This is a genomic window from Pelomonas sp. BJYL3 (assembly GCF_027257975.1).
Lineage (GTDB): Bacteria > Pseudomonadota > Gammaproteobacteria > Burkholderiales > Burkholderiaceae_C > Roseateles_B > Roseateles_B flavus.
Genome location: NZ_JANZKX010000001.1, coordinates 812,038 through 826,802, shown reverse-complemented (window position 1 = coordinate 826,802; position 14,765 = coordinate 812,038). Strand labels below are relative to the sequence as shown.

The window sequence follows — 14,765 nt, the reverse complement described above, 5'->3', positions numbered from 1 at the left end:
GTCAGCGCCTCCGGCTGAGGTTCTGGAGCGAGAAGACGTCCTCCGCGATGGGCTGGTCGTAGCGCGCCTCCTGGATCACGAGGGTGGTCTTCTTGCCCGGCTGGTTCTCGGGCTGCATCTCCCAGCGTGTGGGCAGCTGGCGGCCGCCGAGCGGGCGCACGTCGGAGTAGCTGAGCGTGCGCACCAGCTGGCCGCGCTCGTTGAAGAAGCGGGTGCTGAGGGGCACGTAGTCGCCCTTGCGCACCAGGCTCAGCAGGCGGCCCCAGACCACGGCGGCCTCGGGGCGGGGCAGGGACTCGATCTCCCAGGCGTCCACGCCCTCCACCCGCGGCTCGCCGACGAAGCGGTGCTGGTAGTCGTGGACGATGCTGCTTTCCTTGACCATGTCGTCGTTGCTGAAGTCCGAGCCGAGCCAGGGCTGCAGCATCATGGACGGCGGCACCTTGATGCTGCGCTCGATATTGGGCAGGTAGTTCCACATCTCCGAGCCCAGGCGCAGCGAGAGGATGCCGGCGTCCTTGGCCGGCGCCACGATGCGCACGAAGGACTTGGCGGGGCGGTGCGTCCAGAGCTTGAGCGTCAGGCTGCGCGACCACGAAGGCGTGGTGATGGTCATCTCGAACTGGCCCTGCAGGGTGCTGCCCCACAGCAGCTTGTCGAAGCGCTCGATGACTTCCTCGGCCGTGGGGCTGGCGGCTGCCAGGGCGGGGCCGGCCAGCAGCAGGCTGAAGGGGACGCCGCACAGGCGGCGGCGGGCGGGGTTCATCAGCATGTCGTGAGCTCCTCGCCGAGCGTCTGGCGCACGTGGCTCCACAGAGCCTGCGGCGTGTAGAGCACGGAGAAATGGTCGCCGTCCAGAAGCACGCGGCGCGCACCCTGGCTGGCATGGCGCTGCCAGGCCCAGATGTCCTCGGGCGGGATGCGGTCCCGCGTGGCGGCGAAGACGGTGAAGGGGCAGTCCAGCTGGCGGGCGGCGTCCAGGCTGGCACCCTCGAAGGCCGCGAAGTCGGCGCGCAGGATGGGCAGGAAGAAGGCCATCAGCTCGGGGTTGTCCAGCACCTCGCCGGGCGTGCCGGCCAGGGCGCGCGCCTCCTCGAGCAGCTGGGCGTCGCTGTAGCGCGAGCGGGGCGGCCGGGGGATGTGGGGCGGCGCGCCGGCCGACCAGAAGGCGTGCACGGGCGCCTGCCCCAGGCGCTCGGCCAGGCGCGCACAGACGCCGAAGCCGAAGCTCGCCCCCGCGCTGTGGCCGAAGGCGGCATAGCCCAGGCCGGGGTGCTGGCGCTGTAGCGCCTCGATCTCCGGCAGCAGCTGCGCGACCAGGCTGTCGACCAGGGTTTCGTAGTCGGTCAGCAAGGCCTCGCGGATGCGCCGCCCGTGGCCGGGCAGCTCCACCGGCATCACGCGCACGCCGGCCGGCATCTGCGCCTGCCAGTTGAGGAAGCAGGCCGTGTGGCCTCCGGCATGGGCGAAGCACAGCAGGAGCAGGCGCGGGGGCTCCTGGGCCGCGCGTGAAGCGGCGCTCAGCATGCGAGCTCCTGCGGCTTCAGGGCGGCGCCCTCTTGCTGGCGCGCCTGGCGGCACCAGCGCCAGGCCTGCCACACGCCCAGGGCGCTGAGCAGGTGATGGGCCAGGTCCACCGCGCCGGTCAGGCCGTAGCGCCAGCCCTCGGCCATGTGGCCGATCTGGTGCGCCAGCATGTAGAGCCCGGCCAAGGTGAACAGCAGCAGGGTCAGCCAGCGGAACCAGGGCGTCTGCAGATACAGGGCAGCGGTGCCCAGGCTCAGGTAGACGAAGAACTGCAGGCAGAACACCTCCCAGCCGCGTGGGCCGGGGTGGTGGACGAACTCGCTGAAGTCGGTCTGGATGGCGGCCTTGACGAGGGTGGAGGCGATCACCATCAGCAGGGTCAGGCTCAGGGCCAGCCAGAGGAAGGCGATGCGGAGGGGGGCCGAATGTGTGGCGGCAACAGGAGGGGTCATGTCTTGCTCCGGATCAGTTCAGAACGGGGTCTGCAGCAGGGCGGCGACGCCGTCCAGCTGAGGGGGCTTGAAGAGGCTGTAGTGGCTGCCCGGCACGCGCAGGCTGCGCAGGCGGCCGGCGGCGTAGGCGCGCCAGCCCCAGTCGCTGCGGTGGGCATCCGGGTGGCCGGCGAACTCGGCCACCTCGCCCTCGCTGGCCTGCAGCACCAGCAGCGGTGCGTTCAGGCCGACGGGGCCGGGGCGGTAGCGCTGGCAGGCGCCGACCGTGGCGCAGAACACGGCATGCACGGCCTGCAGGGCGCGGGCGTCCAGGTGGCGGGCCAGGCCCTGGCCGTGCAGCAGCGAGAGGGCGGCCGCGAGGGTCAGGTCTTGCGTCTGGATCTGCGCCAGCATGTCGGCGGACAGCGGTGCCTCCAGGTCCTGCAGGAACCACTGCAGCAGCTGGCGCGGGCTCGGCGCCTGAGGCTCGCCGGCCAGCGGCGCCGGGGTGTCCAGCAGGGCCAGGCAGGCGACCTGCTCGCCCTCGGCCTCCAGCTGGCGGGCCATCTCGAAGGCGATGGTGCCGCCCGAAGACCAGCCGCCCAGGCGGTAGGGGCCCTGGGGCTGGTGCTGGCGCAGGGCCGCGAGGTAGTGGGCGGCCAGCGCCGGCACCTCGTCCAGCGGCGCACCGTCATTGGAGAGGCCCGGCGCCTGGAAGGCATGGAAGTGGCCGGGCATGCTCTGGGCCAGCTCGCGGTAGCACAGCACATGGCCGCCGGCCGGATGAACGAAGTACCAGCCCGGCTCCTGGCTGCTGCCCTGCTGCAGGCAGACCAGGGCGCGTGAGCGTCTGGCCACGGCCGGGGACTCGGTGCGCTGGGTCCGGGCCTGTTCGATGGCCTGGGCCAGTGCGGCGATGGTGCGGCCCTCCAGCATCAGGGACAGCGGCAGACGCAGGCCCAGCTGCTGCTCGATCCGCGTCATCACCCGCACGGCGGCGAAGGACTGGCCGCCCAGGGCGAAGAAGTCGTCATGCACGCCGGGCTGCACGCCCAGCACGGCCGACCAGATCTCGGCCAGGCTGCGCTCCAGCGCATTGCGCGGCGCCACGCTGCCTTGCTCTCGGGGCTCGTTGATCGCCATGGCGGCCAGGGCGCTGCGGTCCACCTTGCCATTGGCGGTCAGCGGCAGCTGGGCCAGGCGCTGCAGGCGGCTGGGCACCATATAGGCCGGCAGGCGGGCGCCGACATGCGCCTGCACGGCCGCCAGGTCCAGGTCCTCGTCGGCGATGACGAAGCCCTGCAGCTGCTTGCCCGCCTGGCTGCCGACCACGATGACCGCCGCGCCGCGCACGCCGGGGTGGGCCAGCAGCACGTGCTCGATCTCGTCGATCTCGATGCGGTAGCCCTGGATCTTGACCTGGAAGTCGGCGCGGCCCAGGAACTCGATCTGGCCCTCGGGCAGCATACGGCCGAGGTCGCCCGTGCGGTAGAGCCGCTCGCCGCTGCGCGGGTGGCGGATGAAGGCGGCGGCGGTGCGCGCCTCGTCCCCCCAGTAGCCCAGGGCCAGCCCGGTGCCGGCGATGTGCAGCTGGCCGGTGACGCCGTCGGGCAGCTCGCGGCCGTCCTCGTCCAGCACATGCCAGCGCTGGTTGGCCAGGGGGCGGCCGTAGGGGATGCTGGGCCAGTCCGCCGGCACACTGCCGATGGGGTAGACGATGGACCAGATCGAGGCCTCCGTGGCGCCGCCCAGGCTCACCACCTGGGCGTTGGGCGCGATGCGGCGGACCTGGTCGGGCAGGGTCACCGGGATCCAGTCCCCGCTGAGCATCACCAGGCGCAGCTGCGGCAGCTGCACGCCGGCCGCCAGCGCGGCGTCCACCAGCAGCTGCATCAGCGCGGGTACCGAGTTCCACACGGTCACGCCCTCGTCCTGCATCTGGCGCAGCCAGGCCGAAGGGTCCACGCCGGTGGCCGCGTCCGGCAGCACCAGGCGGGCGCCGGCCAGGGTGCTGCCGAAGAGGTCGTAGACCGAGAGGTCGAAGTACAGCGAGGACACGCCGAAGAGCACGTCCGCCGGCCTCACGCCGAAGCGGCGGTTGATGTCGGCGATGGTGTTGAGCGCGCCGCGGTGGTCGATCATCACGCCCTTGGGCACGCCGGTGGAGCCCGAGGTGAAGATGATGTAGGCGAGCTGCGTCTCGCTGGCGGCGGGCGGCTGCCAGGCGGGGCCAGAAGGAAGCTGGTCGACGGCGAGGTAGTGCAGGCCCGGCAGCGCGGGGGCATCGAGCCCGGCCAGGCACAGGGCCAGGCGCGCGCCGGTGCTGTCGAGCAGCTGCTGCAGGCGTTGCGCCGGCCACTGCGGGTCCATGGGCACATAGGCGCCGCCGGCCGCCAGGATGGCCTGCACGGCGATCACCTGCCAGGGGCCGCGGGGCAGCAGCACGGCCACGGGCTCGGCGCTGCGCAGGCCGCGGGCCTGCAGCTGGCCGGCCAGCGCCAGCGCTTGCGCGGCCAGCTGCGCGTAGCTGAGGCGCTGACCCTCGGCGACCAGGGCCAGGGCATCGCCTTGCTGGCGGGCCTGCTCCAGGAGGCCATCCTGCAGCAGGCGGCCCTCTGGGCGCGGGGCGGCGCTGTCGTTGTAGGCGCGGCGCAGGGCGCGGGCGGCCTCGTCCAGCAGGTCGAAGCCCTCGCTGTCCCAGGCTGCGTCGTCATGGGCCAGCTGGTCCAGCAGGCGCGCGTAGGCCTGCCACATGGCGTCCACCTGGCCGGCGGGGAAGACGTCCTCGAAGACGTCCCAGGTGATCCAGATGCCGCCGTCCTCCAGGCCGAAGAACTGGTTGTCCAGCAGCACCTGGGGGGTCTCCAGGCAGCCGTGCAGGGAGCGGGTGAAGGGCTTCATGGCCAGGCCGTTGCCCACCACGAAGGGGCAGGCGGCGCGGCCGGCCTGGCCGTGCACGCGGTTGTAGGCCTGCAGCACCTGCACGCCGCTGCAGTGCAGGTGCTGCGCGTCCTGCTGCATGCGCTGATCCAGGCGGCGGCAGCGCTCGGCGAAGCCACCGCCCTCGCGCCAGTCCACCTCCAGCGGGTACAGCGCGGAGAAGTTGCCCACGATCTCGAAGATCTGCTCGTGCATCGGCAGGCGGTGCGAGACCATGTTGTTGAGCAGGAAGTGCCGCGAGCCGCTCCAGAAGGACAGGATCTGGGCATAGGCGGCGAAGAGCCCGGCCTCGGGGCGCAGGCCGCGGGCCTCGCAGCGCTGGCGCAGGGCCTGCCATTGCGCGGCGCTGAGGTCCATCTCCCGGCGCTTCATCATCGAGCGCTGGCGGCGGTTCAGGCGCGGCTTCAGCGGCAGGGCGGGCGCGGCGGGCATGGCTGGCAGGCGCTCCATCCAGTAGCGGCGCGAACGCTCGCCCTGGGGGCCCTGCTCCAGGCGCTCCAGGGCCAGCACGCAGTCGCGGAAGGTGAGGGTCAGCGGCGGCAGCACGAGCCCGGGCTCGCGGTAGCAGCGCTCCACGTTGGCGAAGAACTGCTGGGTGCCGAAGCCGTCCCAGAACACGGCATTGCAGTTGATGTGCAGGCGCGCATGGCCGCCCGGCAGCAGGGTGGCGTGCACGTCCATCCAGGGCCAGTGGTGCACGGGCAGGGTCTGGCGCTCCATGCGGGCCCGGGTGGCCAGCAGGCGGGCCTCGCAGGCCGCAGCGTCGAGCGCGCGGCAGTCGTCCAGGCTCAGCGGCAGCGGGGTCAGGTCTTGCACGGGGAGCAGGCGAAGCTCGGGCGTGGCCACCACGATGTTGGCGGCCTGGCGCTGGAGCTCTCGCTGCAGGGCCTGCTCGTAGCGGGCCGGGTCGAAGGCGGGCATCTCCACCTCGACGTAGTGGTGGGTGCGCACATGGAACTCGAGGTCCTCGCCGTCACCCATCAGGAAGGCCAGCTGCACGTCGGCGGCGGGGAAGTCCTCGCCCGTCGGTGCCGCGGCGGGCTCGATGAGGGGCAGTTCGTCCGCGCCCTGTGCCGGCGGGTCCTGCTGCAGGCGGGCCAGCGCCGCGGCGAAGTCAGCCAGGCGGGGCTGCTGGAAGAAGCACTGCATCAGCCGGCCCTGGAGCGCGGGCGCCAGGCCCAGCTGCTCGCGCACGCGGCTGAGCAGGCGCAGGGCCAGCAGGGAGTCGCCGCCGACGTCGAAGAAGCTCTGCGCAGGGGTCAGGTCTTGCCGACCGAGCAGGGAACGCCACAAGGGGAGGAGCTGCTCCTGCAGGGCCTGGGCAGCGGCGTCGGTCTGCGCCGCGGGCGCCGCGCCCTCGGCCTGCTGCGCCTGCAGCAGGGCCTGCAGCTGGGCGGCATCCACCTTGCCATTGGCGCTCAGGGGCAGGGCCTCCAGCCGCTGGAAGCGCTGGGGCAGCATGTAGTCGGGCAGCCAGGCGGCCAGGGCCTGGCGCAGGGAGCCGTCAGCCAGGCGGGCGGCGGCGGCCGCGTCGTCCGGGTCGAGCACGAGCAGGCTCACGAGCTGCTTCTGCGCGCCTTCGCTGCGCACGCCGGTCCAGGCCTGGCGGATGCCGGGCTGGCGCAGCAGGCAGGCGTTGATCTCGCCCAGCTCGATGCGCAGGCCGTTGAGCTTGACCTGGTGGTCCTGGCGGCCGAGGAACTCGATCTGACCCTCGGCCGTGACGCGGCCCAGGTCGCCCGAGCGGTACAGGCGCTCGCCGGTGCGCGGGTGGCGCAGGAAGCGCTGGGCGGTCTGGGCCTCGTCCCCCAGGTAGCCGCGGCCCACGCAGGCGCCGCCGATGCAGATCTCGCCGGTGACGCCGACCGGGCGCTCCTGCAGCAGGTCATCCATCACCCACATGCGCTGGTTGGCCAGCGGCCGGCCGTAGGGGATGCTGGACCAGGCCGGATCCACCTTGCCGATGGGGTACTGCGTGCACCAGATGGCCGTTTCCGTGGGGCCGCCCGAGGCCAGCAGCTGCAGGTCGGGGCAGACGCGGCGTGCGCGGTCGGGCAGGCCGACGGGGATCCAGTCCCCGCTGAGGATGGCCTGGCGCAGCCCGCCGGGCAGGGGCTCGCCCTGGGCCTGCAGATGCTCCAGATGCTCGACGAAATGCTGCAGCAGCTGCGGCACCGAGTTCCACAGGCTCACGCGGTGCGCCTGCACCAGCTCGGCCCAGTGCTGGGCGTCATGCAGGCGTGCGGGGTCCGGCATCACCAGGCAGCCGCCGGCGGCGATGACGCCGAAGAGGTCATAGACGGAGAGGTCGAAATGCAGGGCCGACAGCGCCAGCACGCGGTCCCGCGGGCCCACCTGCATGCGGCGGTTGATGTCCTGCAGGGTGTTCACCGCCTGGGCGTGCTCGATCATCACGCCCTTGGGCGCGCCAGTGGAGCCGGAGGTGAAGAGCACGTAGGCCAGGTCGCCGGGGCGGGTCGCTGCCGGGGGCGGTGCGATGGCCGGCGCGGCCAGCGCCTCGTCGCCCAGGCACAGCACCCGCAGGCCCGGGGTCAGGTCTTGCCCGGGGTGGTGGGCGGCTTGCGTCAGCAGCAGGCGGGCACCGCTGGCGCTCAGCAGATGGCGGCGGCGCTCGGCCGGCAGGCGGGGGTCAATGGGCAGGTAGGCAGCGCCAGCCATCAGCACGCCGTAGACGGCCAGGACCTGCTCGCAGCCCTTGTCCATCATCACGGCGACGGGCTGCTCGCGCCCGGCGCCCAGGGCCTGCAGGGCCTCCGCCAGCACCTGCGCCTCGCGGGCCAGGCGGCCGTAGGACAGCTGGCCGTCGGCCGCGATCACGGCCAGGGACTCGGGCTGGCGGCGGGCCTGGATGATCAGGCCGTCCTGCAGCAGACCGTGGCCGATGGCGGGGTCCTCGGTGGCGTTCAGCTGCGCCAGCAGCGGCAGATGGCGCGCGGGCAGGGTGGCGGGCAGCGGGCGCTGCGCCCAGGCCGAGGGATCGGCCGCCAGGGTGCGCAGCAGCTGGGCGTAGGCGCCGAAGCAGTCGTCCAGCAGGCCGGCGGGGAAGAGGTCCTCGATGGCGTCGAGGAAGAGCCGCAGCTCGCCGTCGAATTCGGCCATCTGGTGGTCCATCCACACCTGCGGGGTCTGGCTGACGCCGTGCACGATGTCGCCGAAGAAGCTCAGGCCGCCGGTGGTGGACTGCCGGCCGTCCAGGGCCAGGGTGCTGGTGAAGACCACGGGCATGGCCGCGCCGGGCGCGTGGCCCAGGTGGCGGGCGCGGTCGCGCAGCACGCGCATGCCGCTGTAGGCGCGGTGGTCCAGGTCCTCGGCCAGCTGGGCCTGCAGGCGCTGCAGGCGGTCGGCAAAGCTGTCGCCCGCCTGGGCCCGGGCCGCCAGCAGGCTGGTGGCGGTGAAGTCGCCGATCAGCTGATCGACCTCCGGGTGCACCGGGAAGCGGTGGAAGAGGGTCACGTTGAGGCTGAAGTCCGGCGTGGCGGACCAGGGCCGCAGGGCTTCGGCGAAGGCCGTCATCAGCAGCACCGTGGGCGTGGCGCCGTGCTGCGCGGCCAGGGTCTTGAGCCGGGCCCAGTCCGCGGCGGCGATGCGCTGCTCGCGGCGCTCGAAGCGCACCTCGGTCAGCTCGTGCGGCTGGCGGGCCAGGGGCAGGCCCGGTGCGGGAGGCAGGCTGTCCAGGCGGGCGGTCCAGTAGTCTCGGGCGCGCTGGAACTCGGGCTGCTCGTGCAGGGTCTGCTCGAAGAGGGCGTAGTCGCGGTAGCTGAAGGCCTGGGCCGGGGCCAGGCGCTGCGGGTCCTCGTAGGCCTGCTGCCATTCCTGGAAGAAGAGGAACATGCTGGAGGCGTCGATGATCAGCATGTCCAGGCTGACGAAGAGCCGCAGCTGCTCGCCCGGCAGCCGCGCGGCGCGGATGGCGAACAGCGGCCACTGGTCGACCGGACCGCGCTTGTGCGAGAGCTGCTCGCGCTGGGCCAGCAGCGCCGCTTCGGCCTGGGCCTCGCCCTGCTCGCGCAGGTCCAGGCATTCGATGCGGTAGGGCGGCACCTCGGGCAGCACCCGCTGGGTGCCGTCCTCGTTGATCACGGCGCGCAGCATGTCGTGGCGCAGGATCAGGGCCTGCAGCGCCGTCTCCAGGCGCTCGATGTCCAGGCCGGCGCGCTGGAACTCGAAGTAGCAGTGGGTGGAGAAGCCGCCCAGCTCCACGAAAGGCTGGCGGCCCATCCAGTAGGCGTGCTGGACGTCGGTGAGCGGGAAGGGCTCGTGGCGCTGGGCCGGCTGCGGCTGGATCTGGGGCAGGGCGCTGCGGCGCTCCTGGCTCTGCAGCAGGCGCAGGATCTCGGACTTGCCGGCGCTCAGCGCCGCGCGCAGATCGTCGTCCAGGGCGCCCTTGGGCGCGGAGATGCGCAGCTGCGCCCCTTCGGCCTGCAGCTGGACGCCGCGCTGGCGCAGGCGCAGCAGCAGGGCTTCCATGCTGTCCGGCGGGGTGGCAGGCGCGGCGGTCTCGTCCAGGGCCGGGGGCTGGCTCAGGCTAAAGTCGGTGTTCACAGAAGAATCTCCTCCAGGCCTTCATCGGCGCTGGCTGTCTCGTCGGCGGGGCGCATGTCCTGCAGCAGCAGCAGGCGGTGCAGGACGCCGGCCAGCTCGCGCGCGGTGGTGTTGACCAGCAGCTGGCGCAGCGGCAGCTCGATGCCGGTGTCGCGGGCCAGCTGCTTGCGCAGCTCCAGGGCCATCAGGGAATCGAAGCCCAGCTGGCTCAGCGCGGTGTCGGGGAAGCTGGGGGTCAGGTCTTGCCGGCGTGCGCTGCTCAGGCGCAGCACCTGGAAGGCAAGCTGGCGGAGGTGGTCCAGCAAGGCCTGGCGGGCGTCCTCGGGCGGGAGCTGCAGCAGGGTGTCCGGCAGCGCGGGCCGGGACTGCGGTTCGGCCGCGACCGTGGAGGCCGCGCCGGGCCTGCGCTGTCCCAGGGAGCCGGCGGGCAGCGTGCTGCCGGCGCCGGGCTGGAACCAGTGCGACTCCGTCTGGAAGGGATAGGCGGGCAGTGGGCCGACCTGCTGCCAGGCCCGGGCCGCATCGGCACCGCGGGCGGCGTACCAGGCTGGCCAGTCGGTCTCGCCGCCGGCCACGGTCCAGCGGGCGAGGGCCTCCAGCCAGTGCGAGGCCTCGTCGCGGCCGCGGCGCAGGCTGGCGATCCACAGGCGGCCGGGGCCGTCCAGCAAGGGGTGGCGGCGGGCCAGGCTGCTGAGCACGGGGTCGGGGCCGATCTCGATGAGGCGGCCGCAGTCCTGGGCCGCCAGCGTCTGCAGGCAGCGCTCGAATTCGACGGTCTGGCAGGCGTGGTCCAGCCAGTAGTCGGCGCAGGCCAGGGCCTCGCCGCAGAGCTGGCCGTCCAGATTGCTGATCAGGGGCAGGCGCGGCGCCTGCAGGGTGATGCCAGCCAGCACCTCGGCGAAGGCGGCGCGCATGGGCTGCATGTCGGGCGAATGGAAGGCGCGCTGCCCCGGCAGGCGGCGGGCCTCCAGACCCAGCTGCAGGGCGCGGGCCTGCGCGCCTTCGATGGCCTCCGGGCTGCCGCCCAGGACGATGCAGTCGGCCGCATTGCGGGCGGCCAGGGCCAGCTCGCCACCGGCTTGCGTCTCCTGGTGGAAGGCCTGCAGCGCCGGCGCGGGGCCTTGCAGGACGAGCATGGCGCCGGGCGGGCAGAGGTCCCGCATCAGGCGGCCGCGCTCGGCGACCAGGCGCAGGCCGTCGGCCAGGCTGAAGACACCCGCCAGGCAGGCCGCCACGTACTCGCCCAGGCTGTGGCCCAGCAGCACGTCCGGGCGCACGCCCGCCGCGGCCCACAGCTGGGCCAGGGACCACTCCAGCGCGAAGAGCGCGGGCTGGGCATGGGCGGTGTCGTCCAGCCGCAGGGGCGTGGAGGCGCCGGGGGCCTCCGGATAGAGAGCCTCGGTCAGCGAGAAGCCCAGCCAGGGCTGCAGCAGCGCGGCGCACTGGTCCATGCTGCGGCGGAAGACGGGCTCGCTGAGGTAGAGGCCGCGGCCCATGTCGGGGTACTGGCTGCCCTGACCGGTGAAGAGGAAGGCGGTGCGGCGCGGGGCCGCCTGGGCGTGCTCGGCGGTGAAGAGGGTCGGGTCTTGCTCGCCTTGCGCATGGGCGCGCAGCGCGGCGGCCAGGCCAGGCACATCGCCGGCCACCACGGCCAGGCGGTGCGTCAGGGCGGAGCGGCGCAGGGCCGCGGCCTGGCACAGGGCCTGCAGCGGTGTCGGTGCGTGCTCGAGCCGCTGGGCATAGGCCAGGGCCAGCTGCTGCAGCGCGCGATCGCTGCGGGCGGACAGCACCAGCAGCGCCGGCCCCTCACCGGCCGCCGCGGCGCCGGGCGCCACGTCGGGCGCCTCCTCGACGATCACATGCGCATTGGTGCCGCCGAAGCCGAAGGAGCTGATCGCCGCGCGGCGCGGCAGATCGGAGCGCGGCCAGGGCTGGGCCTCGCGGGCGACCTGGCAGCCGCTGCCCTCCAGGCGCAGCAGCGGGTTGAGCTGCTGCACATGCAGGCTGGCGGGAATGCGCTCGTGCCGCAGGGCCAGCAGCACCTTGCACAGCCCCGCCAGGCCGGCCAGGGGCTCGGCATGACCGATATTGCTCTTGACCGAGCCCACCCACAGCGGCGCGCCTTCGCTGCGGCCGTAGACCTGCTGGATGGACTCCATCTCGATGGGGTCCCCCAGCGCCGTGCCGGTGCCGTGGGCTTCCAGGTAGCTCACCGACTGAGCCTGCAGGCCGGCGCTGGCCAGGGCCTTGCGCATCACCGCCTGCTGGGCAGGGCCGTTGGGCGCGGTGAGGCCGTTGCTGCGGCCGTCCTGGTTGACGGCGGAGCCGCGCAGCAGGCCCAGGATGCGGTCGCCGTCGCGCTGGGCCTCGGACAGGCGCTTGAGCACGACCATGGCGCAGCCCTCGGCCCGCACATAGCCGTTGGCGCGGGCGTCGAAGGCGCGGCAGTGGCCGTCCGGCGAGAGCATCTGGGCCTGTGACAGGGCCACGTAGAGCTCCGGCGCCAGCAGGGCATTGACGCCGCCGACCAGGGCCAGGCTGCAGTCCCCATCCAGCAGGGCGCGGCGCGCCTGGTGCAGGGCCACGAGGGAGGAGGAGCAGGCCGTCTCGACCGTCCAGCTGGGCCCCTGCAGCCCCAGCACATAGGACAGGCGGTTGGCCAGGATGCTGGCCTGGTTGCCGGTGCCGAAGTAGGCGTCCAGGGCCTGGCCATGGCGCAGCTGCAGCAGCTGGTAGTCATGCGTCATGGCGCCGATGAAGACGCCGGTGTCGCTGCCCGCCAGGTTGTCGGCGCGCAGGCCGGCGTCCTCCAGCGCATGCCAGCAGGCCTGCAGCAGCAGGCGCTGCTGCGGGTCCATGGCATCGGCCTCGCGGGCGGAGATGCCGAAGAAGGCGGCGTCGAACTGGTCGATGCCCTCGATGAAGCCGCCCCAGCGGCTGGCGCTGCGGCCGGGCTGGCCGGGCTCGCTGGCGGCGAGGGCCTGGGCGTCCCAGCGGTCCGCGGGCACCTCGGTGATGGCGTCCCGGCCTTGGTCCAGCAGTTGCCAGAAGGCCTCGGCGCCGTCGGCCCCCGGCAGGCGGCAGGCCATGCCGATGAGAGCGATGGCGTCGTCCTGCGGCGCGGCCGTGGCGGTGGGCGCGGTGGCCGGCGCCTCCTTGGCCAGGGCGGCCAGCAGCGCGGCCATGCAGGGCTGCGCGTAGAGCAGGGTGGGCTCGACGCGGCGGCCCAGGCGCGCGGAGAGCTCGCCGGACAGCGTGACCAGGTCCATGGAATCCAGCCCCATGCTGGCAAAGCTCTGCTCGAGGGTCAGCAGCTCCTGCGGCAGGTGGCTCAGTGCGGCGCAGCGCGCCAGCAGCCAGCGGGACAGCTCGGCGCTGGCGGGCGATGCGGTCATGCCCTGGGCCGCGGGCGTGGCGCTGTCCTGCCACTGGTACAGCGGCTTGAGCCCGCCTTCCACGAACAGCTGCCGGCAGGCATGGCGCTGGATCTTGCCGCTGGAGGTCATGGGCAGGCTGGCCGGGCGCAGCAGGCAGACGGCATGCAGATGCAGGCCGTGGCTGGCCGCCATGGCCTCGCGCAGCGCCTGGGTGATGGCCTCGCCGTCGAGGCGGTGGCGTTCGGAGCGGCGCACTTCCTGCAGCAGTACCAGCCGCTCCTGGCCCTCCAGCTGGACGGCGAAGGCCGCGCCCTGCGCACCGGCCAGGGCCGGGTGGGCCTGCTGGGCGCTGCGTTCCAGGTCCTGCGGATAGTGGTTCTGGCCGCGGATCACGATGACGTCCTTGATGCGGCCGGTGATGAAGAGCTGGCCCTCATGCCAGGCGCCCAGGTCGCCGGTGCGCAGCCAGGGGCCGGTGCCGTCACTCAGTTGCGCGAGGAAGGCCTGCCTGCTCAGCGCGGGCTGGCGCCAGTAGCCGTGGGCGACGACCGCGCCGCGCACCCAGATCTCGCCGATGCGGCCGTCCGGGCAGCGTTCGGCGCGCTGCGGGTCCGCGATCACCGCCTCGGCGCCCGGCCAGGCGCGGCCGCAGCCCACGAGTTCGGTGACGGGCTCGCCGTCCACCGCGGCCTGCAGGCGGCCGCGGGCCAGGGCGGCGCTGCTGGCGCGCACGACGGGCGGGGCCTGCAGCCGGGGCTGGCGGGTGACGGTCAGCGTGGCCTCGGCCAGGCCATAGCCCGGGCTCAGGGCCTCGGCGCGCAGGCCGAAGCGGGCGAACTGCTGGTGGAAGCGGGCCAGGGTCTCGGCGCGCACCGGTTCGGCGCCGTTGCCGGCCACGGCCCAGGGGCTGAGGTCCAGCGCCAGCGCGGGCTGAGACTCGGCGGCCTGGCAGCACAGCTCGTAGGCGAAGTTGGGCGCGTAGCTGGCCGTGCCCCGGTAGCGACTGAGGGCCTGCAGCCAGCGCAGCGGTTGCTGCACGAAGGCCAGGGGCGGCATCAGCACGACCGTGCCGCCCTCGTGGAACATCTGCAGCAGGCCCAGGATCAGCCCCATGTCATGGAATAGGGGCAGCCAGCTGACGAAGACGTCGTCTTCGCCCAGGCCCGGCGCGCAATGCCAGCCGGCCGCGTGGGCCAGGAGGTTGCCGTGGGTGACGATCACGCCGCGGGGCTGGCTCGTAGAGCCGGAGGTGTACTGCAGATAGGCCACGCTGTCGCGGTCCAGCCGCGGCGGCTGCCAGGCCTCGGGATCGCAGGCGGCGGCGGCCTCGCCCTGCAGGCGGGCGTCGTCGTCGATGCGCAGGATGGGGCAGGCCAGGCCCTCGCAGGCCTCGCGCAGGGCCTCGCTGCCGTCCTGCGTGGCGCTGACCAGGGCGGCGCGGGCCTCGCAGTCGCTGGCGATGTGGGCCATGCGCCGCGCATGCATGCTGTTGCTGGGCGGATAGCCCGGCACGGGGATGGCCCCCGCGTAGAGGCAGGCCAGAAAGCCCAGCACGTAGTGCAGGCCCGAAGGCAGCATCAGCAGCACATGGCGGCCCTGCAGGCCCTGGGCCTGGAGGGCGGCGGCCAGGCCGCGCGCTCGCAGGTCCAGCTCGGCGTAGCTCAGGCGCGCGCCTTCGCGTTCGCCGTCGGGCAGGAAGACCAGGGCCGCATGACCCGGCCGGCGGGCCGCCTGCGCGCGCAGCAGCGCCACCCAGGAGGGCAGAGCGGGATCCGACGGGGCGGTGAGAGGCGTTGACTCGGACATGGGCTCAGTCAAGGACGTGGGGACGTGGCGTGGTGAGCCGGCGCCGCGGCGCCGCCTGCGGGGCGCGCTTGCCGGATGGCGCGGGGCTCTCAGGGAAACGCCGGACCGCCCCAGGCTTTCT

Annotated in this window: 5 protein-coding genes; all 5 read right to left on the bottom strand. The window is 73.4% G+C overall.

The genetic code is table 11. The annotated features are described in order from the left end of the window. Window position 1: 1 nt before the first annotated feature. Genes O9Y01_RS03690 through O9Y01_RS03670 form a run of 5 tightly spaced genes read right to left on the bottom strand, consistent with a single transcriptional unit; the run spans window position 2 to window position 14,644 of the window. On the bottom strand, window positions 2-772 hold the full coding sequence (locus O9Y01_RS03690) for an outer membrane lipoprotein-sorting protein (RefSeq protein ID WP_269630129.1): 771 nt from the start codon (window positions 770-772) through the stop codon (window positions 2-4). Continuing rightward, the gene (locus O9Y01_RS03685; RefSeq protein ID WP_269630128.1) at window positions 766-1,527 is read right to left on the bottom strand and encodes a thioesterase II family protein; all 762 of its coding nucleotides are present in this window, start codon (window positions 1,525-1,527) and stop codon (window positions 766-768) included. The genes O9Y01_RS03690 and O9Y01_RS03685 overlap by 7 nt, the downstream gene beginning before the upstream one ends. Continuing rightward, on the bottom strand, window positions 1,521-1,979 hold the full coding sequence (locus tag O9Y01_RS03680) for a hypothetical protein (protein WP_269630126.1): 459 nt from the start codon (window positions 1,977-1,979) through the stop codon (window positions 1,521-1,523). The genes O9Y01_RS03685 and O9Y01_RS03680 overlap by 7 nt, the downstream gene beginning before the upstream one ends. Window positions 1,980-1,997: 18 nt before the next feature. Next, entirely contained in the window at window positions 1,998-9,461 is a 7,464-nt protein-coding gene (locus tag O9Y01_RS03675) for a non-ribosomal peptide synthetase (RefSeq protein WP_269630125.1), read from the bottom strand. After that, a complete protein-coding gene (locus O9Y01_RS03670) occupies window positions 9,458-14,644 on the bottom strand; it encodes a type I polyketide synthase (RefSeq protein WP_269630124.1) in 5,187 nt (1,728 codons plus the stop codon). Before O9Y01_RS03670 ends, O9Y01_RS03675 begins: the two co-directional genes overlap by 4 nt. Between the last annotated feature and the right edge of the window lie 121 nt (window positions 14,645-14,765).

Coding starts and splice junctions, on each gene's coding strand:
- O9Y01_RS03685 (WP_269630128.1), bottom strand. CDS start 1,527: ATGCTGAGCGCCGCTTCACGCGCGGCCCAGGAGCCCCCGCGCCTGCTC.
- O9Y01_RS03690 (WP_269630129.1), bottom strand. CDS start 772: ATGCTGATGAACCCCGCCCGCCGCCGCCTGTGCGGCGTCCCCTTCAGC.
- O9Y01_RS03680 (WP_269630126.1), bottom strand. CDS start 1,979: ATGACCCCTCCTGTTGCCGCCACACATTCGGCCCCCCTCCGCATCGCC.
- O9Y01_RS03670 (WP_269630124.1), bottom strand. CDS start 14,644: ATGTCCGAGTCAACGCCTCTCACCGCCCCGTCGGATCCCGCTCTGCCC.